Here is a 23,555-nt window from a genome sequence, read left to right on the forward strand (position 1 = left end):
CTTCCCCGCCGGGCTAGGGCGAGATACTCCGCGGTGCCAAAGCACGTTGGCCAACGCGATTGGACTCGCGTCGACCACCGTTTTAGGACGTGTACGTTCTCGTCGCCCTGACTAGGCGGGCTGGGTCGCTCTGTCGGCGTTCGATGCCAAGCGACCGTCCAGAGCGCCGCTCCATAGCGTCAGAACCAGGGCTCCCACGACGAGGATTGCTCCAACCCAGGGCGTCGCCCCGAGCCCCAGCGAGGATTCCACCACGAGGCCGCCGATCCATGCGCCCGCGGCAATGCCGAGGTTGAATGCCGCGATATTCAGGGCCGATGCCACATCGACAGCGGCGGGGCGTACCTGCTTTGCCAATTGCACGACATAGATCTGCAGGCCGGGCACGTTAGCGAAAGAGAGGAAGCCGAGCGCAGCCAGCGTCGGAACGGCCAGCCAGGGCGACGGCGCCGTGAAGCTGAAGAGCACCAGCACGATTGCCTGGGCAACGAACAATCCGGTCAAGGCATGTACCGGGCTGCGATTGGCAAACCGCCCGCCGGCGACGTTGCCGATGGCGATCGCGATGCCGTAGAGCACGAGAACGAGGCTGACGGTGCCGGCTGCAAATCCGGTGATCTCCTGCAGGATCGATGCAAGGAATGTGAAGGCAACGAATGTGCCGCCGTAGCCGAGCGCGGTCATGGCGAAGACGATAAGCAGACGGCCGCTGCCGAGTACACGGATCTGGTCGCCGATGCTGGCGGCCGGCGCCTTCTTCAGGTTCGACGGCAGCAACACGGCAATCGCAATAAAAGCGATTGCGCCAAGGCCGGCAACGGCAGCGAAAGTTGCCCGCCAGCCGAACACCTGTCCAATGAGCGTTCCGAGCGGAACGCCGGTGACGATGGCAACCGTCAGGCCCATGAACATCATGGCGATGGCTGAGGCGCGACGGTTTTCGGGAACGAGATCAGCCGCGATGGTCGAGCCGACAGAGAAGAAGACGCCATGCGCAAAGGCCGAAAGCACGCGCGCGACCAGCAATGGCGCGTAGCTCGGGCTGATTGCCGCCATCCCGTTGCCGATGACGAAGAGCGCCATGAGGCCCAGAAGCAGTGGCTTGCGCTCGATACGTCCGGTCAACGCCGTCAGCACCGGTGCGCCGAAGGTGACGCCCAAGGCGTAGACACTGACGATCAGTCCGGCCAACGGCAGGCTGATGCGAAGATCTGAAGCGACAGTCGGCAACAGGCCGACGATGACGAATTCTGTTGTTCCGATCGCATAGGCTGCGATCGTCAAAGCGAAGAGAGCAATTGGCATGACGTGCCTCGAATGAACTGCCGGCCTGCCGGCGTGGTTGACTGGCGAACATATGGAGGCACTGGATTTCAGTGATAAGCGGTCACTTCGTCCAAGGATCTATGAACTGAATTCACAAAAGCAAAGGAAGTACAGCAAGGAGTGCCCCAGGGAGCGGATCGATGGCAGCTAGCGACGGAACAGCGCGCAAGGCTCGTTGCGGTTCGGTAACACTTGCCCAAAACTCGTCGCGGCACGTAGGCATCTGACGCGAATTGCACATAACATCGGCTTGGTTACTGTAATGTACTTTCACTTTCGCCCGGCCACCGTAAGGTGCTTGCGTTTTCAATGAGGGAACCGGAAACGTGATCGCTGCCCGCACTGTTCGGACACTTGTACCGCTGCTCGTCGCCGCACTTCTTGCCGGTTGTGGTCACCCAAGCGGGGTCATGGCACCCGTTGCGGCGACGTCGAACACCGCCAAGGTCAGCATGCTGGTCGCGACCACGCGCGAACCCTCCGGCGACCCTGCAACGCTCTTCACCGGCGAACGCAGCCCGAAGCCCTATCTGACTGCCGTCGACGTCTCCATACCGCCGAAACGAGAGCCCGGCACCGTCCAATGGCCGAAGCGACTGCCGCCCAATCCGGCGACCGACTTTGCAGTGACCGGCGTGAAGGAAATCGACACGATTCCACAGGGGCGCGCCTGGTTCCACCAGAATATCCAGGATGGGCGAGCACTGGTTTTCGTTCACGGCTTCAATAACAAATACGAAGATTCGGTTTTCCGGCTCGCCCAGATCGTCCACGATTCCGGCATGCAGGCGACCCCTCTCCTTTTCACGTGGCCTTCGCGCGCGCAGGTCACGGCCTACGAATACGACAAGGAAAGCACCAACTATTCGCGCACGGCGCTCGAACAGGCCTTGCGAACGCTGGCCGCCGACCCTGATGTAAAGGACATCACGATCCTTGCACACTCGATGGGTACCTGGCTCACCATGGAGTCGCTGCGACAGATGGGTATCCGCGACGGCCACGTGAACAGCAAGATTCATAACGTCATTCTCGCTTCGCCCGATATCGACATCCAGGTCTTTGCCAAGCAATTCGCGGAGATGGGCACGCCGACGCCAAAGTTCACGATCTTCGTATCTCAGGATGACAAGGCGCTTGCGGTGTCGAGTTTCATCACGGGGAAGGTCTCGCGTTTGGGCGCGATCGACCCGACTGTCGAGCCCTATCGTTCGAAACTCGAAGCCGCCGGTATTACCGCAATCGATCTTACCAAGGTGAAGGGCGAAGGTCTGAACCATGGCAAGTTCGCCGAAAGCCCCGAGATCGTTCAACTGATCGGCCAGCGCATCATCACGGGACAGACGCTGACGGACTCGAACGTCTCGCTCGGTCAAGGTCTCACTGCCGTCGTCGGTGGCACCGTCACCACCATCGGCAATGTCGCCGCCACCGCGGTCGCGGCGCCTGTCACGGTGCTCGAACAGCCAACGCGGGCCAAGAAGCGTCCGGTCGATGAAACGCTGCAAGGCGACCTCAAGGTGCAGCCGCTCACGCAGTAAGCGTGCGCGTTCCACTCGTTGTTACGTTTTGACGCTCGTTTGTTTACCGTAACGTACTTACCGAGTGACGCTCTTCAGTGGGAACGTAGGCTCGTCGAAAAATGCGACGACCTGCCCACAACCAGGAGAGCGTAAATGTTGGATGACCTGAATAGACAAGGGGGATCGCAATGAGCGCGTCTCTCTCGAAACGGCTTCGGCATGCCGGCGCGGCGCTTGCCCTTTCGCTGGCCTCTACTTCGCTCAGCTACGGCGCTGCTCATGCACAGCTGGCGGCACCGGCTCAGAACACGGCAAAACCGAACATCCTGGTCATCTTCGGCGACGACATCGGCCAGACGAACATCAGCGCCTATTCGATGGGGGTCATGGGCTACAAAACGCCCAACATTGACCGGATCGCCAAGGAAGGTATGCTGTTTACCGACTACTACGCCGAAAACAGCTGCACCGCCGGCCGCTCGACATTCATCACAGGCCAGGTTTGCCTCCGCACGGGCCTTTGCAAGGTTGGTATCCCCGGTGCGACCGTCGGCCTGCAGGCGCGTGACATTACCATTGCACAGGCGCTGAAGCCGCTCGGTTATGCGACGGGCCAGTTCGGCAAGAACCATCTTGGCGACCGCGACGAGTTCCTGCCCACGAAGCACGGCTTCGACGAGTTCTTCGGCAACCTCTATCACCTAAATGCCGAGGAGGAGCCCGAGCGTCCCTACTACCCGAAGAATGACCAGGCGTTCGTGAAGAGCAACTCGCCGCGCGGGGTCCTGCATTCGTTTGCCGATGGCAGGGTCGACGACACCGGAGCCCTGAACCGCAAGCGCATGGAAACGATCGACGACGAAACGACAGCAGCAGCGATAGACTTCATCCAGCGGCAGGCCAAGGAAGGAAAGCCCTTCTTCACCTGGATGAACACGACTCGCATGCACGCCTTTACGCACGTGCGCGATTCCATGCAGGGCCAAAGCGGAATGCCCGGCAACGAATATGCGGACGGCATGCTCGAGCATGACGGCGATGTCGGCAAGCTCCTGAAAGCGCTGGACGATCTCAACATCGCCGACAATACGATCGTCGTTTACACGACGGACAACGGTCCCAACCAATGGTCATGGCCGGATGCGGCGACGACCTCCTTCCGAAGCGAGAAGGACACCAACTGGGAAGGCGCATTCCGTGTTCCCGCGATGGTTCGTTGGCCCGGCCACATCAAGGCCGGCGACGTGTCTAACGAAATGATGTCCGGGCTCGACTGGTTCCCGACCCTGCTTGCGGCCGCCGGCGATAACGACATCAAGGAGCGGCTTCTCAATGGCACCAGCATCAACGGCAACCAGTTCAAGGTCCATCTGGATGGCTATAACCAGCTTCCCTATCTGACGGGACAGCAGCCGAAGTCGGGACGCGACGAATTCTACTATTTCAACGATGATGGAGAAGTCGTCGCCTATCGTTATGGCAACTGGAAGATCGTGTTCTGCGAACAGAGGGAGCCGGGCGGCTTCGTCGTATGGGCTAACCCTTTCACCTGCCTGCGTGCACCGAAGGTCTTCAATCTGCGCATGGACCCCTACGAACGCGCCGATGTCGTCTCCGACCAGTATTACGACTGGCTGGCGAAGAATGCCTATCTCATCCAGTACGGCGTCTGGCGGGTCGCTCCATTCCTGCAGACGTTCAAAGACTACCCTCCCAGCCAGCGCTCGGCGAGCTTCAGTATCGACCAGATGGTCGAGGCCCTGATGCGCTCCATGGACCAAGGCCCTGCGACAGGAAAGTAGCAACAGCCATGAGCGGGCTGCCTTTCGAGCGCCCGCTCATCTGTTTAGGGGGGAACCATGACTGCGCGCGACGATATTCTCGACCTCGGCAAAAGGATCGGGCAGTCAATCATCGGCCAGGAGACGATGGTTGAGCGCTTGCTGCTCGGCCTCCTCGCCAACGGCCACCTCCTGGTCGAGGGCTTGCCGGGGCTTGCCAAGACGCGTGCTATCAAGAGCTTGGCGAAAAACCTGGATGCAGAGCCTTTCCCGCATCCAGTTCACCCCTGACCTGCTCCCCGCCGACATCACCGGCTCGGAGATTTACTTCAGCGAAGGCGGCAAGGGTGAGTTCAAATTCCAGCGGGGACCGATCTTTGCCAGCCTGATCCTTGCCGACGAAGTCAATCGCGCGCCGGCCAAAGTGCAGTCAGCGCTTTTCGAGGCGATGGAGGAACGGCAGGTGACGGTCGGCGGAAAGAGCTACGTCTTGCCGCCTCTCTTCATGGTCATGGCAACGCAAAACCCGATCGAGCAGGAAGGCACCTACCCTCTTCCCGAAGCTCAGCTCGACCGCTTCCTCATGCATGTCGAGGTCGGTTATCCCGATGGAAAGTCCGAGGCGGCCATCATGCGTCTGAACCGGGACGAGGAAACCGCAGCACACGGTGGCACGAAGCCCGCCGAAGAGCAGAAGCTTAACCCCCCAGTCCGTTTTCGACGCCCGCAAGGAGATTGGCGCGGTTACCGTTTCGAGTCCGGTCGAGGACTACATCGTCGCACTGGTGCTCGCCACCCGCTATCCTGACAAATACGACAAGGATCTGGCGGAGCTTCTGCAGGTTGGCATCAGCCCGCGCGGCGTGATTGGCCTCGACAAGGTCTCCCGGTCCTTTGCGTGGTTCAAGGGGCGGGATTACGTGACGCCCGATGACGTCAAGGCAGTCGTGAACGATGTCTTCCGCCATCGTCTCATCCTGTCTTACCAAGCACATGCGTCGAATACGACGCCTGACCAGGTGATCAATCGCATCGTCGAGCTCGTGGCCGTCTCTTGAGGACCGCGCAATGCCGACAAATCCCGATGCAGAAGGCATCCACGTCTCAACCAGCCAGCTGGTAGCTCTGGAAGGTCGCGCCCGCGATCTGAGTTTCGTGCAGAGAGCCAAGAGCCATCGCCTGCTTGCCGGTCGCATGCAGTCTTCCATGCGTGGCCGCGGACTGACATTCGAGGAACTGCGGGACTACCTGCCTGGCGACGACATCCGCACGATCGATTGGCGCGTCACCGCGCGCACGACGAAGCCGGCAGTCCGTGTCTACTGCGAAGAAAAGGAAAGGCCGGCACTGGTCGTCGTCGACCAACGCATCAATATGCTCGTCGGCAGTCGCCGCTCGATGAAATCGGTCACGGCGGCGGAAGCGGCCATACTTTGCGCCTGGCGCATTCTCGGCTCCGGCGACCGTGTCGGGGGCTTTGTCTTTAATGACGAAAGGATCGACGAAATAGGCCCACATCGCAGCCGCGAAGCAGTGATCGGCTTTGCCGACCGGATCGCGACTCAGAACGCCGAATTGAGCGCGAGCTATTCCGGCACCGTCTCTCGATGCACTCGACACCGTCGTCGAACGCGTCGCCAATATCGCGCATCACGATCATCTCGTGATTATCATCAGCGACTTCGACGGCCACACGACGGCGACCCGCGACCGTTTGCTGCGCCTTGCCGCCCATAACGACGTGATCTGCCTCTTGGTCTATGATCCCTTCATGCTGGAACTGCCGCAATCGGGGAACATCGTGGTCAGCGGCGGCAACCTCCAGGCTGAGCTGGCGCTGAGGCAAGGCAACGTGCGCCAATCGATAGACCGCTTCGCCCGAGAACGCGGCCGGGAACTGCGCACCCGGCAGCGTGAACTCGGCCTTCCCATGCTGCCCATCTCCACAGCGGAAGAAACGGCGCCTCAGCTCCGCAAATTGCTGGAACAGGCCGCCTGGCGCCAGAGGCGGCGGTGACATGGAACCGGCCGGCACCTCGTTGGACCCGATGACTGAAACAGCGCTGCGTTCGCTGAAGGACATCGCCGTGCCGCCGCCGGTTTCGTGGATGCCTCAGACATGGGGCTGGGCCGTCCTGGCCGCGATCCTGACCCTGATCCTTGCTATAGCGTTTCTGCTCTGGCTTCGCCACTATCGCGCCAATGCCTACCGGCGCGAGGCGCTGACGCTGCTTGCTGGCGTGGAAGCGAAGATCCGCAATCCCGAGACACGGCAGTTCGGTGTTCGTGACCTCGCGATACTTCTAAAGCGTGTCGCTCTTGCCGGCTGGCCTCGCGACGATGTTGCTTCCCTCGCCGGCGCGGCCTGGGTGAAGTTTCTCGAGGTCCACGGTGATCGTGCGACCAGCCGTGCGCTACAAGCCGTGCTTGATGATCTCGAATATCAAACCAGCGAAGGGAGCGGCGCGAATACGGAAACCGAATTGATTGCTGGTGCGCGCAACTGGATCGAGCGTCATCATGTATCAGCTTGATCATCCATGGCTGCTGGTGTTGCTGCCGCTACCCCTCATAGTCTGGTGGTTGTTGCCTGCCCATCATGAAACCTCGGCATCGGTGCGCTTGCCTTTCTTTGACCAGGTCGCAAGCGCGGTCGGCATCACGCCGACATCGGGCTCGGTGATCGCCCGGCGAAGTTGGCCGCAACTGGTTGCCGAAGCCCTTGCTTGGTGCCTCATCGTGGTCGCCCTCGCCCGCCCGCAATTCGTCGAGCCGCCGATCGAGAAAATCGAACCCCAGCGTGATCTCGCTGGCACTCGACCTTTCGCAATCCATGGACACTCGTGACTTTCGTGCTCCGGATGGGACCACACGTCCACGCGTCGACGCGGTTCGCACGGTCGCCGCCGATTTCGTTACCAAGAGACCGGGCGATCGCATTGGCTTGATCGCCTTTGGTGACGCTCCCTACCCACTCGTCCCCTTCACGATGGATCACCGTACTGTTCAGGCAATGATTGCCGAAACGCTGCCCGGAATGGCGGGGCCTCGGACCGCGCTTGGCGATACGATTGGCCTTGCCGTCAAGATGTTCGAGAAGACCACCGATGCCGCCAGCTAAAGCAGCCGACATAGCCAAGCAGAAGGGCGTTGTTATCCATGCAGTCGGGATAGGCGACCCGGCGGCAACCGGCGAAGACAAGCTGGACACTGCGGCCTTGCAAAAGATCGCAAGCGACACAGGTGGCCGCGATCCGGCAATGGTTGACGCAACAGCGGCAAATGCGCGCAGAATCCGAGCCGGAGCGCTTCCGCCGGATGCTGCACGCCGTCAAGCATGAGACACCGCAGGGCGTTTACGCTTCGCTCGACCACTGGTGCCGTGCCGTTGGTTACCGGACGGCTTCGGCCTGGGCAGCCGCCTGTGGCGACACAGACCTTTGCTGTCACGTCGAGCAACTCGATCGATTGCTCTACGGCTCCGGCTCATCGGAGGCTACGCTCGATGGGGCAGCACTCGCGGCTGCGATCACGCGAAACAGGCATGCGCGGCAACACGCGCCACGCACGACGCGCGGAAATCCGTTGCCCGAGTTGAATCCATAGGGCCGAGCAGCAGATTTACGCCTGATGTAACGTTTTCTGGAAGGCATGTTACCGTAACGTACTTACGGCTGAAGCAACGCGTGGCGATACTCAGGGCAGGCTTTCGGAGGCGACGATGGCACTGGCATTTGACGCAAAACACCGACCGCAACGTCAGGGCGGCGACCATGACGACCTCGTGTGGATACCTGGCCGGACCTTCGTGATGGGTTCCAACGACCACTATCCGGAAGAGGCCCCGGCTCATCCCGTGACCGTGGACGGCTTCTGGATCGAGGCAACGCCGGTCACGAACCGTAAGTTCCAGGAATTCGTCAAGGCAACCGGCCATGTCACAATGGCCGAGAAAGCCCCAGACCCGAGAGATTACCCCGGCGCCTTGCCGAACATGCTACGGGCGGGATCTCTCGTCTTCGCGCCACCCAAAACGGTAAGCGGCACCGACATTACCCAGTGGTGGAAATTCAAGTTCGGCGCCAACTGGCGGCGGCCCTATGGCGGCTTGAGCGATCTCCGCGGCAAGCTGGACCATCCGGTCGTGCATGTCGCCTATTCCGATGCGAAGGCCTATGCCGAATGGGCGGGAATGGACCTGCCGACGGAAGCGGAGTGGGAACTCGCAGCCCGCGGCGGGCTTGACGACACCGAGTTTGCCTGGGGCCACGAACTCATGCCCGAAGGCGTCGCGATGGCCAACACCTGGCAAGGCACGTTCCCGACCCACAGCACGAAACCGGCCGGCAAGGATCGAACGACGCCCGTGCGTTCGTTTCCGCCGAACGGCTACGGCGCCTATGACATGATCGGCAACGTCTGGGAGTGGACATCGGACTACTGGTCGACCCGCCATCCGGAACCAGCTGCGAAAGCCTGCTGCATCCCAGAGAACCCTCGCGGCGGCGGCAAAGAGGCCAGCTATGATCCCAACCAAGCCAACATTCTTATCCCAAGGCGCGTGCTGAAGGGCGGCTCGCACCTTTGCGCCCCGAACTATTGCCGGCGTTATCGCCCGGCAGCCCGCCACGCTGAGCCGGAAGATACCTCGACCAGCCATGTCGGCTTTCGCTGCATCAAGCGCGTTGCAACCTGATCAGGAGTATCCAGATGTCCCGGTATGCGCGCGCCGTCCTGCTTTTTCTGCTGCTTCCAGTGAGCGCGTTCGGACAGGAACTTCCCTCGTGGAATGAGGGCAAGTCGAAGCAGGCGATCGTCGACTTCGTCAAGAAGGTGACGACAGAGGGCGGTACTGACTACGTGGCGCCTGAGGACCGTATCGCCGTCTTCGACAATGACGGAACGCTGTGGACGGAGCAGCCATTCTACTTCCAGCTTGGTTTCATGTTGGATCGGGTCAAGACACTCGCCCCGCAACACCCCGAGTGGAAAGAGAAGGAACCCTTCAAATCGATCCTCGCCGGCGATCTCAAAGGCGTCGCAAAGAGCGGCGAGCGGGGCATCGTCGAGCTTGGAATGGAGACCCACGCAGGAATGACGACCGACGACTTCCGCAAGATCGTCACCGACTGGTTCGCCACGGCGAAACACCCCAAGACCGGAAAGCCCTACAATGAGATGACATTCCTGCCGATGCGCGAACTCCTGGACTACCTGCGCGCAAATGGCTTCAAGACCTTCATTGTCTCCGGCGGCGGCGTCGAGTTCATGCGCCCCATCACGGAGAAGGCATACGGCATTCCGCCCGAACAGGTCGTCGGCAGCACGATCACGACGCAATATGCCCTGGTCGGCGATACGCCGGTTCTGAACCGGCTCCCGAAGATCGATTTCGTCGATGATGGTCCCGGCAAACCGGTAGGGATCAACAAGTTCATCGGCAGACGCCCGGTCTTTGCTGCCGGCAATTCGGACGGAGACTACGAAATGCTGCGCTGGGTGATGGCCGGTCAGGGGCCTCACTTCGCAATGATCGTTCATCATACCGATGCAGATCGGGAATACGCATACGATCGCAAATCCGACTTCGGAAGGCTCGACAAGGCACTTGATGAGGCCATTGCGCGCAACTGGCTGCTCGTCGACATGAAAGCTGACTGGAAGAAGATCTACGCGTTCGATCAATAGTCCCGGCTGGCACAGTTTTGCCCGCCGTCATGCTCCATATGCTCGCTGTCAAACGAAAGGAACAGACAATGTCGGAACTCGTTGTTATCGGCTTCGATGCCATGGATGAAGCAGACAAGGTGCTGCTGAAATTGAACAGCCTGAAGAAGGAATACCTCGTCGATCTCGAAGATGCAGTCGTGGTGGTCCGAGACGAGGCCGGCAAGGTCCACCTCAAGCAGAGCCTCAACCTGACAGCAATCGGTGCCACGTCAGGCCTGTTGTCCGGTTCCCTCTGGGGCGGTCTCGTCGGCCTGCTTTTCCTCAATCCGCTCGCGGGCTTTGCGATCGGCGGCCTCGTCGGTGCAGGCACCGGCGCGATCTCCGGCTCGCTTGCCGACTACGGCATCGACGACGAATTCATCAAGTCTCTTGGCGGAACGATACCGAATTCCTCCTCCGCTCTCTTCGTCCTCGTGCGCAAGGCGCAACCGGAGAAGGTTCTCGCCGAGCTCCAGGGGCTGCGTGGCCGCGTCCTGAAAACGTCGCTGGCGCCTGATCAGGAAGAGCGGTTGCGCAAGGCGCTCTCGGACAATCCGAGCGAAGCCGCATCCGCATAATTCAACGGGCGGCCCCGCTCGCACCGCTAGTGTGATCCGGGGTCGCCGTTGAAGCGAACGTCCCTGTTTCTGATGGTTTGCGGTTCCTGCGAGACCGCGCGATATTGCCCCTTCCGATTGGCAGGCAGGCGCGTTCGCGAGGGGCGAAACAATGGCAATCATCTCCACTGCGGCGAAGCGGCGAATTCTCGCACTTATCGCTCGCTTCGCCTTCCGGCTGGCCGTTGTCGCCTTCGCGGGATGGTTTGCGCTCGCCGCCTTCTATCAGGCCCCTTCGGCATGGAAATGGCCGACCATCGCTGCCAGCTTTCTCGTCGGACTCATGGCCATTCTGATTGTCAGACGGCGGCCGCTGCTTGCCGGTGCACTTCTGTTGGCGGCAATGCTCGCCGTTTCCTACTGGTGGAACAGCATCAAGCCGAGCAACGATCGGGAATGGGCGGCCGACGTTGCCCACGGTGTCACAGCAACAATAACAGGCGACCAAATCACCCTCCACAACGTCCGCAACTTTCAATGGCGGACAACTGAGGACTTCGATCCAATTTGGCAAACCGGGCAATATGACCTCGCCTCACTCCAGTCGGTCGATCTGTTGAACTCCGTCTGGAGCAATCCCGCGATTGCCCATACCCTTATCAGCTTCGGTTTTGCAGATGGTAGACACGTCGTATTCTCGGCCGAGATCCGAAAGGAGCAAGGCGAGGCATTCTCGGAGATCGGCGGCTTCTTCAAAGAATTCGAACTGGTGCTGATTGCTGCCGAAGAAAGCGACATCGTCCGCCTGCGCACCAACACCCGCCGGGAAAGTGTGTCGCTCTATCCGCTCCGGCTCTCGCCTCAGATCGCACGCGCCCTCTTCCTGTCCTACCTAGAGAAGGCCAACGCGCTTGCGGCTCAGCCGGAATTTTACCAAACGATCACAGCAAACTGCACGACAATCGTCTTCAAGCTCGCTCGGCTGATCGATCCCGGCATCCCGCTAGACTGGCGCATCATCATATCCGGTTACCTGCCGGACTATCTCTACGACCACGGACTGATCCGTACCGACCTCCCCCTCGACCAGGTCAGGAAACAAGCCGAGATCAGCAGCCGGGCACAAGCCGCCCCAACCCCGAATGACTACTCGAGGGCAATTCGAACTCCCTAGACGGTCGCTAGGCGCGTTGCAGCGAAGCCGAAGGGGGCCCGGCGCAAGACATCCGCGACGAAGATACTTAAAACGCAGTAGCTACACCCTCAACCTTGAAGCGGGCGCCCGCTTTCGTCAGCCCTTCCTCAATCGATGCGGAAAACACCGGCTGATACCGTCGCTGCGCCATTCTCTTCCGGAAGGTCGTCTCGAAATCTGGCGCGAGTTGCCGGAGTTCGGCTAGCCGCGGGGCGGCTTCATCCGACCCAAGCTGTCCCAGTGCTGCCACACGCAGGACGCTGATCAGGAAAGCGCTATCGCTCGTCTGCTCAGCAAGCAGCGAGGCCTCCGACCAATCTCTTCGCCGGTAAGCGTCGAGCGCGAGCACGAGAACCGCGTCGCGCGGGACGACATCAACCGACTTGCCGGCATCGCGAGCCAAAGAAATGCCCGCATCGAAATAGCCCGACGAGAACAGGACAAGGGCAAGCTTTGCTGCCACATCGGGGTTATTGGGATTGAGCGCCAGCGCGCGGTTGCCTTCGGCGAGTGCCGCGTCCATCCGCCCACTGTAGAATTGTGCCAACATCAATGCGATATGAGCCCGATCGGAGAGCGGCGCTAAAGAAACGGCCCGGCCAGCAAGTTCAAGCGCACGCGCCATCTTGCTGTCGTCGGCAGCTTCCGCCTGTTCCGCCGCCAGCACCGTTGCGAGCGCTGCCGTTGCGTCGGCATCATAACTGTTAGCCGCGATCGTTCGCTCGAGGCAACCGATCGTCTGCCCGATGCCCGATGCCCCACCGCCGTCGAGCTCGTACTCGGCCCGAAGGACGCATGCGTTGCCAAGCGAGCGCTCGGCCGCATTGTGGGTTTCGATATTGTTGATCACGCCGCGTATCGTAGCAAAGCGGCGTGCAAGCTGCGCAACCAGTTCACCGCGTACCGCCGCAGCCGTTCGCCCGGTGGCATCGACCCTTTCAAGGCCGGATTTCAGAAGGTCGCCCGTCTCGGTGTCGACGATCTGCCACCAGATGCTGCGATCGTGGCCATCACCATAGTACTTCATATCGATCGCATAGGTGTTCGATTTTGCCGGGCGAAGCACCGAGGCAAGCGGTCTTTCGCGCCGCGGAACCTGTGAAACCGTCAAAGTCTGGAATTGCGTCAGGGCGGTCAACAGCATGTCCCGCGTAACAGAGGCCTCACCGCGCAACGCCTCGTCCATGGCGGCCAGGGTGATGACAACGGTCGGCTTGGCGGTCATGATCGGGCGTGACGCGTAGACGGCGACACCGCCCGCCACCGCCGCAATCATCAGCAGCCCCAGGGTTGCCACCGCCAGCCACGACCAGCTTCGGGCGGCGGAAACAACGGTTGGGGAAACCTGAGCAGAAACGACGTCTATAGGGTCTACGTCGACCACTGCGGAATGCTCTTCCGCATCGACGTGCGGGAAATTTCCCGGCGGCAGCGTGAAAACGGCGACATAGCGCCCCCTCGGCAGTTGAACCGTGACGCCACCCTCCGTGCCGAAGGCCTCGTAGTACTGGCTAAGCGAGGATCGCAGCCGGCTCAGTTCGATGCGGACGATAGGATCGAGCGAGGGATCGAAATTGCTTTGCCGCCCGAGCACATCGACGGCGATGGAATAGGCTTTCACGCCCTCCGCACAACCGGCGAATTGCTGTTCCACGATATATCTGAGAATGCTCCGGCTTCGTTCGGTAGCTCTAAACCGCTCGTCGGCGAGCAGACGCTCCAGCTCTGCAAGGGCTTCTGGGCATGGGACTTCTTGACCCGCGCCATGCTGTTCTTCAGCTCTCATCACTGCAGCCCCGCCCCTGCTACGCAATGCTCAATGCCAAGTAGAACAGATGGGGCTATTGCGCAGAAAACAAGAGGTTGCAATATGAAATGCTAACAAAACCGAAACGTGATTGGGGGCTGGCCTATCCACTGGTCCTAATCCGGCACGCCGCCTCAGTGCTCAAGGCAGTACTTCGTCACATCTGCCTCGATCTCCGCGCAGACGATTTCATACTCATTGACCATCGCACGGTTCGCATCTCCGCCGGCACTTCTCAGCCGGTCAAGAGTGGAGCTCGCATCTTCATAGGCTTCGCAAAGACTGCGAAGGGATTCCGACTTCTCCCCGATCGAGTGAAGTCGTCCACGCACGGCGGGCAGCTTCAGCATAAGGCGACGCAGTCCTCGGCGCTCAGCGTCTGTGGACGTTCTTACCTCGTCGTTTTCCTTGCCCATGAAGACCACCCCGGCTTCGGTCGGCTTCGTCGGAGGCATGTTATCGACGGGGCTGTTCGATGGAAGTACGCAACGGTAACAAACGCGTATCAATCGACGCCGCCGGCTCTTGTTACGTCGGCATTAGCGCGTTGCGCATCCGCACAAATGAACTGAGGTGCAGAAGGAGCCGCTTGTCCAGTCGAAACGCCCAAACTCGCCGGAAACGAAACACAAATGTTCGCGGCGCAACCGGGCGCGGCTAGATGGCCGGTATCAGCGTGAAGAGTTCCTGCGCGCGATTGACACCGCGCAGTACGTGGAGACCGATCGAATGCAGGCTGTCGATCTGTGATGGCGGAATGATCGCCGCAAAACTCGCCGACATCAGCAAACGGCTGTGCAGCGACGGGCAGAGGGAGACGATGCGGCTAACCTCGTTGACGGCTGGCCCGATCACCGTGAAATCAAGGCGGTCTTCACTGCCGATGTTGCCGTAGAAGACGTCGCCGAGATGAAGCCCGAGATAGACGTCGGTCACCGGCCTGCCCTCGATGCGCCGTTGCGCATTGAGATCGAGCAGGCGCTTGTCGAGCAGCGATCGCGCCTTCAGCGCCGCAGAACAGGCCTCGCTGGGCCGCCTGCCCTTGAATATCGCCAGCGTGCCGTCGCCCATCAGCTTGAGTACCTCGCCTCCGGCCTGCTGGACCGACGAGATCACTGCATCGGCATAGTCGTTGAGCATCGGAATGATCTCTTCCGGATCGACCGTATCCGATATATGCGTGAAATTGGCGAGGTCGGAAAACCAAAGGGCCGCCGAGATACGGTCGCTTTGACCGCGGGTGATCTTGCCGTGCAATACCTGATTGGCAGCATCCTGCCCCAGGTAGACCTTGGCAATCGTGCCGGCCACACCGCTGATCGTCACGCATTTAACAGCCAGCGCCAGGCAGGGAAGCAGATCGCGCAGTACGGCAATGTCACTTTCAGAGAAGCCTCCCGTCGACCGGGTGGCGAAGTGAGAGAAGAAGCAGTCGATGTCTCCGATCGTCCCACCGTCTCCGAACCGGTGCGCCATGGCGATGAAGTCCGTGAAATCAGCGGCCTTCAGATCATCGAGCAGATAGAACTCGGTCGGATCGCCCTCGGTCAGATTTCTGCGGACCTCTCCGGACCCCGTCGTTTCCAAGTGATGGAAGGCGGAGCGAAGCCAGTTGTCAGCGATCACGCCAGGATCGGAGAAGCCGTATTCCGAGACGCGTTCGATCGGCTCCCTGCTGTCCCAGCGGAACGCTCGGCGTTCATAGATCGGATGCAGAGTATCCATGACGGCAACGGAGCGCTCGATCGGAAGTCCGTTCGCGCGACACCGTTCGCAAAACCCGGCGAGGAGGTCCGCTTCCGCCACGCCCTTCAGTCCGCTCTGCATCAGCCAGGCGGTGATTTCTATGACGTGGCGGTCGTCCACGGCGGTCTCCTAGAACCGGGGCGTCCATTTGTTTTTCTCGAGCCGAGCACCTTCGCCGTGCCACAGCTCCCTTCACCCGGTCATCGATGGACGCCCAGACCGGTGGCCTTAAAGTTTGCGAAAGCGGCTCTCGGAGACGCCCGATCAATTGACGATAGTGACGCTTGCCGTGCGACCGGCGACCAGCGCCGTATCGTCTGGCAGAGTATCGAGCGCCACCCGTACCGGAACTCGCTGAGCAAGCCGAACCCATGTGAATGTGGGCGTTACGTTGGCGAGCTGTGCACTGGTATCGCTTCGCTCCCGGTCTTCGATGCCACCAGCAACGCCGTCGACATGCCCCTTCAGAGGTGTCTTGCTCCCCATCAGATAGACGAGCGCGGGATCACCGACCTTGATGCGGTTCAGCTTGTTCTCTTCGAAATAGCCCGCGACGTAATAGGAATCGCTGTCGATCAACGCGGTAACGGCGGTGCCCGCCGTCACATAGTTCCCCGGTTGCATCGAGAAGTTGGTCAGCACGCCGTTGACTGGCGCGCGCACCACGGAGCGGTCCAGATTAAGTCGCGCGGTGTCGCGGCTGATCACTGCCTGGTTATAGGCGGCTTCGTCCTGTTGAACGGTCGTTTCGGCCTGCTGGATCTTCTGCCGCGTTACCGAGCCCTCGCCGAGCTTGCGATAGAGCTCGACATCACTTCTTGCCATGTCGAGCGCCGCCTTGCTGCTCTCCATTTGGGCTTCGGCTTGGCGCAGGGCAAGTATGAGGCGCGCCTGATCGATGCGGAAGATCACGTCGCCCTTGTGGACAGCCTGATTGTCCTTGGCGTCGACCTCACTGACGATCCCGGAGACATCGGCCGCAAGCCGTACGACGTCGGCGCGGACCTTGCCGTCCCGCGTCCAGGGCTCGTCCATATAATAGTCCCACAGATGCCAGCCGAGCACTCCCGCCAAGGCAACCATGACGCCGGTGAGCAAGAAGCGACCGGAATGAGCGAGAAGCGATTTCATAATGACACCTTATTCAAAGACAGCGCGATTGCGCCAAGCAGGCAGAAGTACATGGCCGTATCGAAGAGCGGTCGATGCCAGACCAGCCGGTAGAAGTCGACAGACGCCAGCACGCGCCGCAGGATGGCGTTGAGGAGGTAAGCGACGAGCGCGATGACGCCGAGCGTCGGGATGAAGATCCCGTAAATGTCGATATCAGGTCTCATGCGGCATGTTCCTTTGCGGTTCGTCCTCCCGCGCCGGCTGCAGCGACTACAGGGAGGGAAGCTGCATCGGGGTAGAGGGTATATCTGAGCGCGGTCATCGAGCGGCGCGCTCCTTCGATCGCCGAAGACTTGCCCGCTTCGACCAATGCCCCCAGCGACTGATCCAGCGTCTTGAGCAGGTTTTCGTCAGGCTGCGCGTCCCGGCTCTTCTGCTTCCGCTGATAGTGGGCCGCGATACCAGACAGCACGTTCTCGATCGGCTCGCGTTTGTCGCGTGACACCAGCTGCTTGTGGCGCTGGAGATCCAGCGTGTTGAGGCCGTTGCGCAGGTCGCGCAGAATGTCGGTCTGTGCGACTGCGGATTCGGCCGGGATCATCGCCAGGCGCGGAGCGACCAAACCAAGCCGGTCGACCATGCGATATAGCAACTTCGTGAAGTCGACCTCCTCAGGTCGGCGCGCCGCAGCGACGATATCGGTCCAGCCGGACCGGAGCAGGCGGTAGGCCGTCCACTCAGCCCCAACAGAGCGAACGAGGACTGTCGTTCCGCAGGCAATCACCATTCCGATGATCATGGCCGCATTCGAATTGACGAAAGAGGCGAGATCGAGATTCAGGCGGTCCTGCAGCGTCAACATGTTCGGCAGGTTCACGCAGAAACCCATGCCATAGAGAGCAAGAGACGGCTTGGTCATCAGCAACCCGGCCGGCACGAGCATCAACCCGAGTGCGGCGGCGAGTTCGACATAGTTGTGAATCAGCGGCATCAGACCGTATTCGAAGACGAAGGCTGCAATGACGGTCACGATCGCCACATTGACGAACTTGATCATCATCGGCGCGGGATCGTCCATCGACGAAAAGATGCAGCAGAGCACACCAGCCATCATCGCAGCCGCGCTGCCCTGAGGCCAACCGGTATAGATCCAGAGAGCTGTCGCGATGAATGTCGCCAGCATTACGGACAGGCCGGAGTGAATGGCCATTCCGTAATCCTTGTGGATCGGAGCCCGGTCGAAGGACGTGCCGAAACGACGCCAACGAAGATCATGATGAGACCCGGATTCGATGTCCTGGCGGAGGCTGAGACAGTCTCCCCAGATTTGCACGAGATCGCGGATGCGCGCTGTGAAGTTATGGGCCAGCAGACCGTTCCACTCCTGTTGCTCGCGCCCCTCCTCCTCGGCCTTCGCCATCAGGGCAAGGAGCTGTTGGCGCTTATCCTCGGCAAGAGGCGCACCACTTTCGAGCAGCGTTGTGACTTCGCTTACCAGCGCGGTGATCGCAGGTGTGAAGTTGCCAGCTGTCGCCTTGTCGAGCGCGTGCAGTACGTCGGCTAGGCCGGAAACGATCGGCAGCATCGCAACCATGCGCTGTTGCAATATTCTGGTGCGGCCGACGATGTCGCGCAGCGCCGAGGTATCGTAGGCGACGTGGGTGGTGAAGCTATGGAGATCGACCGCATCGGCAGCGAGCCGGCGGGCCGCCGCCAGGAGCGAAGGATCGCGTCCCCTGCCCTTTAGCGTGCCGGTCGCAAGCTCGGCGCCATCACGTAGCCACGCATTGATGCGCGCCGCCAGAACCGGCCCGGCGTGTCGAGGAAAGAAGATACGATTGACAACCGCCGCGCAGATAATGCCAAGCGCGATTTCGACGACACGGGCCGTTGCATAGGTAAAGGCCGTATCCGGGTTTGCGACGATCGGGAAACCGGTCAGCGCGGTGGTATATCCGGCCAGCATGAAGCTGTAGCTGCGTGGCGTCCGGTCGAGCAGGCTGACACCAAGGCAAAAGGCCATCCACAGCGCGATCGCAAGCGTCAGCATTTCAGGCGAATTGACGAGGTTGGGGATCAGGATCACCGTAACCGTACCGCCGAGTGCGGTGCCAATCAGTCGGTAGAGCGCCTTCGACGTGCTCGCACCCGATAGCGGATGGGCGACGATGTAAACCGTGCCGACCGCCCAGTATGGGTTTGTCAGGTCGAAGCAAAGCGCAAGACCAAGCGCCAGCATTGCGGCGGCGAAGGTCTTGATGGAAAAAACGACGTCCCCCAGGCTGGGATCGGTCGCATTCTTGCTACTCGTCATTTTCCTGTATTCCGGATAGGGCCGCGGTTTTCGCCGCGATGGCGCGCAGGACCTCCAGGGCGGCCTCGACCTGTTCGGGATCAAGGTCGCCTAGGATCTGTGCTCGCAGCTCCGCCGCACAGCTTTCGGCGCGCTCGGCGACCGCTGTGCCTCCTCCGGTGAGTTGCACCAGCTTGATGCGCCGGTCCGTTTCATCGGGGACCCGGCAGATCAAGCCGTCATTTTCCAAACTGTCGAGAACCCGCACAAGCGTCGGCCCTTCAACACCGACCCTTTCAGCCAGAACACCCTGCGGTATCCTGTCGCCATGTCGAAGCAGCGCAATCAATGGCGCAGCGCTGGCGTCCGACAGGTTGTGCTCGGTCAGGACGGCATTCAAAGCCCGACGCCACCCGCGCCCACAGACCATAAGCAGCGGCGCGAACTCAGCCCAAGTTTGTTTCAGATTCATTGGCATGAAATTAGATAATATCCTATCGATTAGAATGCAATGATGTTTTTGCCGGAACGCGGGATTGTGGTTTGCTGATCGCTTTCATGACCGATCACCTCCCCTTCGTTGTCGTAGGCGCCTTCCCTTTGGACCACCCGTGGAAGTCTGTTGAGGAAGCAAAAATTGCCGCAGGTCGTGATAGCTCGGAGAAACGCCGAGCATCCCGTTGAAGAGCCCATGCGCCGACACGCACCGGCGCATCAGCAGCGCCCGGACCGCTTGCAAAATAGGGCCGCTCTAGCCGGAGCCACCTGCCGAAAATATCTGCGTTGCGCTGGTTGCCGCCGGCCACCGATTTTGCGACGGTGCGAAATCAGCGGCTAAACGGCTGCTTTAATTGCGGTATTTACGACAGCATCGAATTGGAAGTTATAATGAGCCGTTTTTGGAGTCCGCTTGTTCATTCTTTGACGCCTTACGTTGCGGGCGAGCAACCGACAATCAGTGGGTTGGTCAAACTAAACACCAATGAAAATCCCTATGGCACATCGCCACGCGCCATCGCAGCGATCTCAGAAGCTGCAAACGATACTCTCCGGCTCTATCCGGACCCGACAGGCTTACGGTTGCGCGAGGTGATCGCCGCCCGCTATGACCTCGATCCGGACGAGGTTTTCGTTGGAAACGGCTCCGACGAGGTTCTGGCGCATACTTTCCACGCTCTCCTCAATCATGAACAGCCGCTGCTTTTTCCCGACATAACCTACAGCTTCTATCCAACCTATTGCCGCTTGTATGGAATACGCTCTCGTCGAGTTCCCCTTGATGAGAACATGCAGGTTCGGATTGCGGACTACCAGCAATCCTGCGGAGCAATCATCCTGCCGAATCCCAACGCACCGACAGGCGTGGCGCGGCCGCTCTCTGAAATAGAGACCCTGATCCGAGAGCATCCTGATCAAGTGGTCGTTATCGATGAGGCATATGTGGATTTCGGCGGTGAAAGCGCGATCCCGCTCGTAAGGGAGTATCCGAACCTTCTTGTTGTCCAGACTTTTTCAAAATCGCGGGGTCTCGCCGGACTCCGCGTTGGCTTTGCGACCGGACAACGACCGCTGATCGAAGCACTGGAAAGGGTCAAGGATAGTTTCAACTCCTACCCACTGGACAGGCTCGCCTTGGCGGGAGCAATTGCGTCCTGGGAAGACGAAGACTGGTTTCAGCGGCACCGCGATTTGATTGTGGCGAGCCGGGAGCGTTTGACCATCGCTCTGCGAGCGCTTGGTTTTGACGTTCTCCAATCCTCCGCCAATTTTCTGTTTGCACGGCATCGCGAAAGATCCGGTGCGGAACTGGCGACAGGATTACGGGACAAAGCGATCCTGGTGCGGCATTTTCCGACGGAACGGATAGAAAACTATCTTCGTATAAGCATCGGGACCGATGCTGAGTGCGATAAGCTTTTGGCAGCTTTCCAACAGATACTGAGCTAAGGGCAGCCGGGCGAAATTTTGCTCATTCGAGCGCAAAACTCCATTCAGTGTTCTTTAACGAAAACGGCACATATTAGCAGTGCTGGAAGTACCATATTAGTGCATGCGCGGCCGCCATTTCCATTTTGATGCAACCGCGGCGGCCGCGTCTTAACCGACCTCATGCGCTTAACCATACAGGCTAACCACTAAATTAGCATCCAATTGAAAATACGGCGGATTGTGGCACCCTGCTGCCATGTCGAACATCAATTCTCCGAAATACAGCGCCGAAGACATGGGACGATCGCGGGAATGCGAAGCCGTCTGCAAAACGGCAATCACCGATGTTGTCCGTCGCGCGGTAGCGGCGGGATGGCGGGAAGAGGAAATCGCCCTTCATCTCGCGGATGCTGCTGAAAACTATGTCATGTATCTGGCCACCAAAGCGAAACGCAAGGTGATGGCGGCCAACAACAACTGAGTAACCTTCGACCGCCGGCGCGATTCATTTCCATCGGCGTTGGCTCAGAACTTGACCGTTTTACGGTATCTGACGACAAAAGCCCCGCGCTTACGGAGCCTCTCTATTGGTTGCGCGATCGGGTGTTCAATTCTGCGGCCTGTTTCTGAAGGCCTCCGCTTCCGCGTAGAACTTCTTCTCCCATTCCTTGTGGTTATCCAACCCTTCACGAATGAATGGTGTAAACACCGCAAGGTTCATCAGCGCCCAGTTGACGATGCGAGCCGGGAACTTCAACGGCTTCACGAAATCGACGAAGAGCACCACGCGCGTCTTATCGGTGTGGTTCCAGGCCTCGTGCTCGTAAGCATCGTCGAAAATCAGAGCCTTACCTTCTTGCCAGTGGCAGATCTCATCCTTGACCCGGATGGCCAACTTGTCCGCAGGCTCAGGCACGATCATACCGAGATGGAGGCGAAGCACGCCGTTGTAAGGTCCGCGATGAGCCGGCAGGTGCTTGCCGGGCTCGAAAATCGAGAACATGGCGGTTTTCAATCCAGGTATCTTCTGCACCGCCTCCCAGGTTTGCGGGCACGCTTTGATGTTCTGTTCCGATTTCACACCGAAACCGACAAGGAAGAAGGTCTTCCAGCCACCATCGCTGGAAATTGTCTTCACGTCTGTCGAGATATCCTGGAATGTCGGCAGTTCGCTCTGCCGCACAAGCACACGGTCCAGTTCCGAACGGATTTGCGGCCACGCCTTCTCTACCTCAGAGGCCCATGGGAATGTTGCGTTATCGTAGACCGGCGGATTGCCTAGCTTGGCGTATTTGAAATTCAGCCTTTCCGCCCACGCAACGACCCCCATGAAAAAGCGAGTGATCGCTCCCGCTCGATCCATCGGCGCAATGCCGGCGGTGTTGAAGGACTGGCCTCCCGTTGCGGATGGATTTTCAGAAAGGCCTACGTCGGCGGTACCGTCAGTCATGGGTTGTCCAATGCGTAGAATAAGCCGTGAAAAACTCAGGAGGATATGGATATGGCAGCATTTTTTCACAAGCCCGCGCGGAAGCGGTCAAATGTCGCGTCGACATTCGCGGGAGCGCAGCGGCTCAAGGTGGTTAGCTAGATGTGCCCCAAATCAATGGGAAATGGATTTCGAGAAAACGTTGACCACCAGCACGCCGGCGATGATCAGCCCGAGCCCGATGATGGCAGGCGCATCAAGCCGTTGCTTGAAATAGACGAGGCCGACGGCAGAAATCAGCACGATCCCGAGCGCGCTCCAGATTGCATAGGCGATGCCCACAGGAATGATCTTTAGCGTCATCGACAGACAATAGAATGCGGCAGCGTAGCAGACAACCACAACAACCGCCGGCCCGACGCGGGTGAACTGCTGCGACAACTGCAGCGCCGTCGTGCCGATTACCTCAAGCGCGATCGCAGCAAAAAGCAGCGCGTAGACGAGGGCGGGAGCCATAGCGGGGAGTCCTACTCTACTTGTTGGTCAGTTCGACGAGACGCGCAATCAGCGCAAGCCGATCGCCGCCGTTATCATGGCTGCCGAGCATGTCGGCAAGCCATAGGCCATCGGCTGCAAACCGGACGATCTGTGCATCGACGGACGAATCCGTACCGACATATTCCTCCGTCCGCTCCTGCACCCATGCGCGCCAGCGCTGGCGAAGCCGTGGCTCCGCGAGCAGCGCCACGGTGATCTGCGCCCAATGGGCGGCTTCGTCTGGGCTTTCCTTGAGATCGGAGACGGCATGCAGATAGGCGCGGCTGAAGCGGCCATGCGGCACCGGGTCTTCACGCATGCGCTCATCGATATCGGCGTCGAAGCGATCCAGGAGGCTTTCGAAAAGGGCATCCAAGAGCGCATTCTTCGTCGGGAAGTGGTGCAACAGTCCACCCTTGCTAACCCCTGATGCGCCGGACACGGCATCCAGTGTCACAGCCGCCATACCTTGCTCCATCGTCAGCCGAGCGGCTACGTCCAGCAATTGCTGGCGTACGATGAGAGGCTGCTTGCGGCGATGATGAGCGAGTGACATGGCGATAAAAGATACCGTCCAGACGGTTTTGTCAAGGAATTTGTGAGCGACGGG

21 protein-coding genes and 3 pseudogenes are annotated in these 23,555 nt (G+C 59.9%); 13 read left to right on the plus strand and 11 right to left on the minus strand.

Features of this window, described 5'->3' with window-relative positions; translation table 11 throughout:
- Positions 1 to 111: 111 nt before the first annotated feature.
- Entirely contained in the window at positions 112 to 1,305 is a 1,194-nt protein-coding gene (locus NBG89_RS11650) for an MFS transporter (protein WP_431320098.1), read from the minus strand.
- Positions 1,306 to 1,736: 431 nt separating this feature from the next.
- Between NBG89_RS11650 and NBG89_RS11655 the strand changes: the two genes are divergently transcribed.
- The 11 genes and pseudogenes from NBG89_RS11655 (at position 1,737) to NBG89_RS11705 (ending at position 12,070) form a co-directional block, all read left to right on the plus strand.
- On the plus strand, positions 1,737 to 2,867 hold the full coding sequence (locus NBG89_RS11655; RefSeq protein ID WP_431322676.1) for an alpha/beta hydrolase: 1,131 nt from the start codon (positions 1,737 to 1,739) through the stop codon (positions 2,865 to 2,867).
- Positions 2,868 to 3,037: 170 nt separating this feature from the next.
- Entirely contained in the window at positions 3,038 to 4,651 is a 1,614-nt protein-coding gene (locus NBG89_RS11660) for an arylsulfatase (protein WP_431320099.1), read from the plus strand.
- Between the two features lie 57 nt (positions 4,652 to 4,708).
- Positions 4,709 to 5,688, plus strand: a pseudogene (locus tag NBG89_RS11665) (AAA family ATPase).
- A 10-nt stretch (positions 5,689 to 5,698) separates the two neighbouring features.
- Positions 5,699 to 6,647: pseudogene (locus tag NBG89_RS11670) on the plus strand (DUF58 domain-containing protein).
- A 1-nt stretch (position 6,648) separates the two neighbouring features.
- On the plus strand, positions 6,649 to 7,164 hold the full coding sequence (locus NBG89_RS11675; RefSeq protein WP_431320100.1) for a DUF4381 domain-containing protein: 516 nt from the start codon (positions 6,649 to 6,651) through the stop codon (positions 7,162 to 7,164).
- Positions 7,151 to 7,881, plus strand: a pseudogene (locus NBG89_RS11680) (VWA domain-containing protein); the annotation flags it as partial. The gene NBG89_RS11675 and the pseudogene NBG89_RS11680, both read left to right, overlap by 14 nt.
- 31 nt (positions 7,882 to 7,912) lie before the next feature.
- A complete protein-coding gene (locus NBG89_RS11685) occupies positions 7,913 to 8,236 on the plus strand; it encodes a hypothetical protein (protein ID WP_431322788.1) in 324 nt (107 codons plus the stop codon).
- A gap of 115 nt (positions 8,237 to 8,351) precedes the next feature.
- Positions 8,352 to 9,326 (plus strand): formylglycine-generating enzyme family protein, encoded by a 975-nt coding sequence (locus tag NBG89_RS11690; protein WP_431320101.1) that lies wholly within the window; start codon positions 8,352 to 8,354, stop codon positions 9,324 to 9,326.
- A gap of 14 nt (positions 9,327 to 9,340) precedes the next feature.
- Positions 9,341 to 10,318, plus strand: a complete 978-nt coding sequence (locus tag NBG89_RS11695) for an HAD family hydrolase (RefSeq protein WP_431320102.1) — start codon at positions 9,341 to 9,343, stop codon at positions 10,316 to 10,318.
- A gap of 68 nt (positions 10,319 to 10,386) precedes the next feature.
- Positions 10,387 to 10,917, plus strand: a complete 531-nt coding sequence (locus NBG89_RS11700) for a DUF1269 domain-containing protein (protein WP_431320103.1) — start codon at positions 10,387 to 10,389, stop codon at positions 10,915 to 10,917.
- Positions 10,918 to 11,068: 151 nt separating this feature from the next.
- Positions 11,069 to 12,070: a DUF4105 domain-containing protein gene (locus NBG89_RS11705; RefSeq protein ID WP_431320104.1), complete on the plus strand. Its 1,002-nt coding sequence runs from the start codon at positions 11,069 to 11,071 to the stop codon at positions 12,068 to 12,070.
- 67 nt (positions 12,071 to 12,137) lie between these two features.
- Here NBG89_RS11705 and NBG89_RS11710 read toward each other — a convergent pair whose 3' ends face one another.
- The 7 genes from NBG89_RS11710 to NBG89_RS11740 all read right to left on the minus strand — a co-directional run bounded on the left by NBG89_RS11710 (position 12,138) and on the right by NBG89_RS11740 (position 19,528).
- Positions 12,138 to 13,877, minus strand: coding sequence for a tetratricopeptide repeat protein (locus NBG89_RS11710; RefSeq protein ID WP_431320105.1), 1,740 nt, complete (start codon positions 13,875 to 13,877; stop codon positions 12,138 to 12,140).
- Between the two features lie 155 nt (positions 13,878 to 14,032).
- Positions 14,033 to 14,353, minus strand: coding sequence for a hypothetical protein (locus tag NBG89_RS11715; RefSeq protein ID WP_431320106.1), 321 nt, complete (start codon positions 14,351 to 14,353; stop codon positions 14,033 to 14,035).
- Positions 14,354 to 14,555: 202 nt separating this feature from the next.
- Complete coding sequence (locus tag NBG89_RS11720) at positions 14,556 to 15,764, minus strand: adenylate/guanylate cyclase domain-containing protein (protein ID WP_431320107.1); 1,209 nt, start codon at positions 15,762 to 15,764, stop codon at positions 14,556 to 14,558.
- 144 nt (positions 15,765 to 15,908) lie between these two features.
- The gene (locus tag NBG89_RS11725; RefSeq protein WP_431320108.1) at positions 15,909 to 16,775 is read right to left on the minus strand and encodes an efflux RND transporter periplasmic adaptor subunit; all 867 of its coding nucleotides are present in this window, start codon (positions 16,773 to 16,775) and stop codon (positions 15,909 to 15,911) included.
- Positions 16,772 to 16,981, minus strand: a complete 210-nt coding sequence (locus NBG89_RS11730; protein WP_431320109.1) for a DUF1656 domain-containing protein — start codon at positions 16,979 to 16,981, stop codon at positions 16,772 to 16,774. Before NBG89_RS11730 ends, NBG89_RS11725 begins: the two co-directional genes overlap by 4 nt.
- Positions 16,978 to 19,071 (minus strand): FUSC family protein, encoded by a 2,094-nt coding sequence (locus NBG89_RS11735; protein ID WP_431320110.1) that lies wholly within the window; start codon positions 19,069 to 19,071, stop codon positions 16,978 to 16,980. The genes NBG89_RS11730 and NBG89_RS11735 overlap by 4 nt, the downstream gene beginning before the upstream one ends.
- Complete coding sequence (locus tag NBG89_RS11740) at positions 19,061 to 19,528, minus strand: MarR family winged helix-turn-helix transcriptional regulator (protein WP_088695003.1); 468 nt, start codon at positions 19,526 to 19,528, stop codon at positions 19,061 to 19,063. Before NBG89_RS11740 ends, NBG89_RS11735 begins: the two co-directional genes overlap by 11 nt.
- Before the next feature lie 410 nt (positions 19,529 to 19,938).
- On the opposite strand from NBG89_RS11740, the gene hisC reads away from it, so the two are divergent.
- Positions 19,939 to 20,997 carry a histidinol-phosphate transaminase gene (gene hisC, locus NBG89_RS11745; protein ID WP_431322677.1) on the plus strand — a complete coding sequence of 353 codons (1,059 nt, stop codon included), beginning with the start codon at positions 19,939 to 19,941 and terminating at the stop codon, positions 20,995 to 20,997.
- A gap of 238 nt (positions 20,998 to 21,235) precedes the next feature.
- A complete protein-coding gene (locus tag NBG89_RS11750) occupies positions 21,236 to 21,460 on the plus strand; it encodes a hypothetical protein (RefSeq protein WP_088695005.1) in 225 nt (74 codons plus the stop codon).
- 126 nt (positions 21,461 to 21,586) lie between these two features.
- Here NBG89_RS11750 and NBG89_RS11755 read toward each other — a convergent pair whose 3' ends face one another.
- The 3 genes from NBG89_RS11755 to NBG89_RS11765 form a co-directional block, all read right to left on the minus strand.
- Complete coding sequence (locus NBG89_RS11755) at positions 21,587 to 22,429, minus strand: aspartyl/asparaginyl beta-hydroxylase domain-containing protein (protein ID WP_431320111.1); 843 nt, start codon at positions 22,427 to 22,429, stop codon at positions 21,587 to 21,589.
- A gap of 153 nt (positions 22,430 to 22,582) precedes the next feature.
- Positions 22,583 to 22,924, minus strand: a complete 342-nt coding sequence (locus NBG89_RS11760; protein ID WP_431320112.1) for an SMR family transporter — start codon at positions 22,922 to 22,924, stop codon at positions 22,583 to 22,585.
- Positions 22,925 to 22,940: 16 nt separating this feature from the next.
- Positions 22,941 to 23,501 (minus strand): TetR/AcrR family transcriptional regulator, encoded by a 561-nt coding sequence (locus NBG89_RS11765; RefSeq protein ID WP_431320113.1) that lies wholly within the window; start codon positions 23,499 to 23,501, stop codon positions 22,941 to 22,943.
- Positions 23,502 to 23,555: the final 54 nt, after the last annotated feature.

The organism is Rhizobium sp. YTU87027 (genome assembly GCF_050644135.1).
In the GTDB taxonomy this organism is placed as follows: domain Bacteria; phylum Pseudomonadota; class Alphaproteobacteria; order Rhizobiales; family Rhizobiaceae; genus Rhizobium.

What these genes read in the sequence shown, in the direction of transcription:
- NBG89_RS11655 (WP_431322676.1), top strand. Translation starts at nt 1,737, where the DNA reads ATGGCACCCGTTGCGGCGACGTCGAACACCGCCAAGGTCAGCATGCTG.
- NBG89_RS11660 (WP_431320099.1), top strand. Translation starts at nt 3,038, where the DNA reads ATGAGCGCGTCTCTCTCGAAACGGCTTCGGCATGCCGGCGCGGCGCTT.
- NBG89_RS11725 (WP_431320108.1), bottom strand. Translation starts at nt 16,775, where the DNA reads ATGAAATCGCTTCTCGCTCATTCCGGTCGCTTCTTGCTCACCGGCGTC.
- NBG89_RS11730 (WP_431320109.1), bottom strand. Translation starts at nt 16,981, where the DNA reads ATGAGACCTGATATCGACATTTACGGGATCTTCATCCCGACGCTCGGC.
- NBG89_RS11685 (WP_431322788.1), top strand. Translation starts at nt 7,913, where the DNA reads ATGCGCGCAGAATCCGAGCCGGAGCGCTTCCGCCGGATGCTGCACGCC.
- NBG89_RS11710 (WP_431320105.1), bottom strand. Translation starts at nt 13,877, where the DNA reads ATGAGAGCTGAAGAACAGCATGGCGCGGGTCAAGAAGTCCCATGCCCA.
- hisC (WP_431322677.1), top strand. Translation starts at nt 19,939, where the DNA reads ATGAGCCGTTTTTGGAGTCCGCTTGTTCATTCTTTGACGCCTTACGTT.
- NBG89_RS11750 (WP_088695005.1), top strand. Translation starts at nt 21,236, where the DNA reads ATGTCGAACATCAATTCTCCGAAATACAGCGCCGAAGACATGGGACGA.
- NBG89_RS11690 (WP_431320101.1), top strand. Translation starts at nt 8,352, where the DNA reads ATGGCACTGGCATTTGACGCAAAACACCGACCGCAACGTCAGGGCGGC.
- NBG89_RS11760 (WP_431320112.1), bottom strand. Translation starts at nt 22,924, where the DNA reads ATGGCTCCCGCCCTCGTCTACGCGCTGCTTTTTGCTGCGATCGCGCTT.
- NBG89_RS11735 (WP_431320110.1), bottom strand. Translation starts at nt 19,071, where the DNA reads ATGACGAGTAGCAAGAATGCGACCGATCCCAGCCTGGGGGACGTCGTT.
- NBG89_RS11705 (WP_431320104.1), top strand. Translation starts at nt 11,069, where the DNA reads ATGGCAATCATCTCCACTGCGGCGAAGCGGCGAATTCTCGCACTTATC.
- NBG89_RS11650 (WP_431320098.1), bottom strand. Translation starts at nt 1,305, where the DNA reads ATGCCAATTGCTCTCTTCGCTTTGACGATCGCAGCCTATGCGATCGGA.
- NBG89_RS11695 (WP_431320102.1), top strand. Translation starts at nt 9,341, where the DNA reads ATGTCCCGGTATGCGCGCGCCGTCCTGCTTTTTCTGCTGCTTCCAGTG.
- NBG89_RS11715 (WP_431320106.1), bottom strand. Translation starts at nt 14,353, where the DNA reads ATGCCTCCGACGAAGCCGACCGAAGCCGGGGTGGTCTTCATGGGCAAG.
- NBG89_RS11755 (WP_431320111.1), bottom strand. Translation starts at nt 22,429, where the DNA reads ATGACTGACGGTACCGCCGACGTAGGCCTTTCTGAAAATCCATCCGCA.
- NBG89_RS11740 (WP_088695003.1), bottom strand. Translation starts at nt 19,528, where the DNA reads ATGCCAATGAATCTGAAACAAACTTGGGCTGAGTTCGCGCCGCTGCTT.
- NBG89_RS11675 (WP_431320100.1), top strand. Translation starts at nt 6,649, where the DNA reads ATGGAACCGGCCGGCACCTCGTTGGACCCGATGACTGAAACAGCGCTG.
- NBG89_RS11700 (WP_431320103.1), top strand. Translation starts at nt 10,387, where the DNA reads ATGTCGGAACTCGTTGTTATCGGCTTCGATGCCATGGATGAAGCAGAC.
- NBG89_RS11765 (WP_431320113.1), bottom strand. Translation starts at nt 23,501, where the DNA reads ATGTCACTCGCTCATCATCGCCGCAAGCAGCCTCTCATCGTACGCCAG.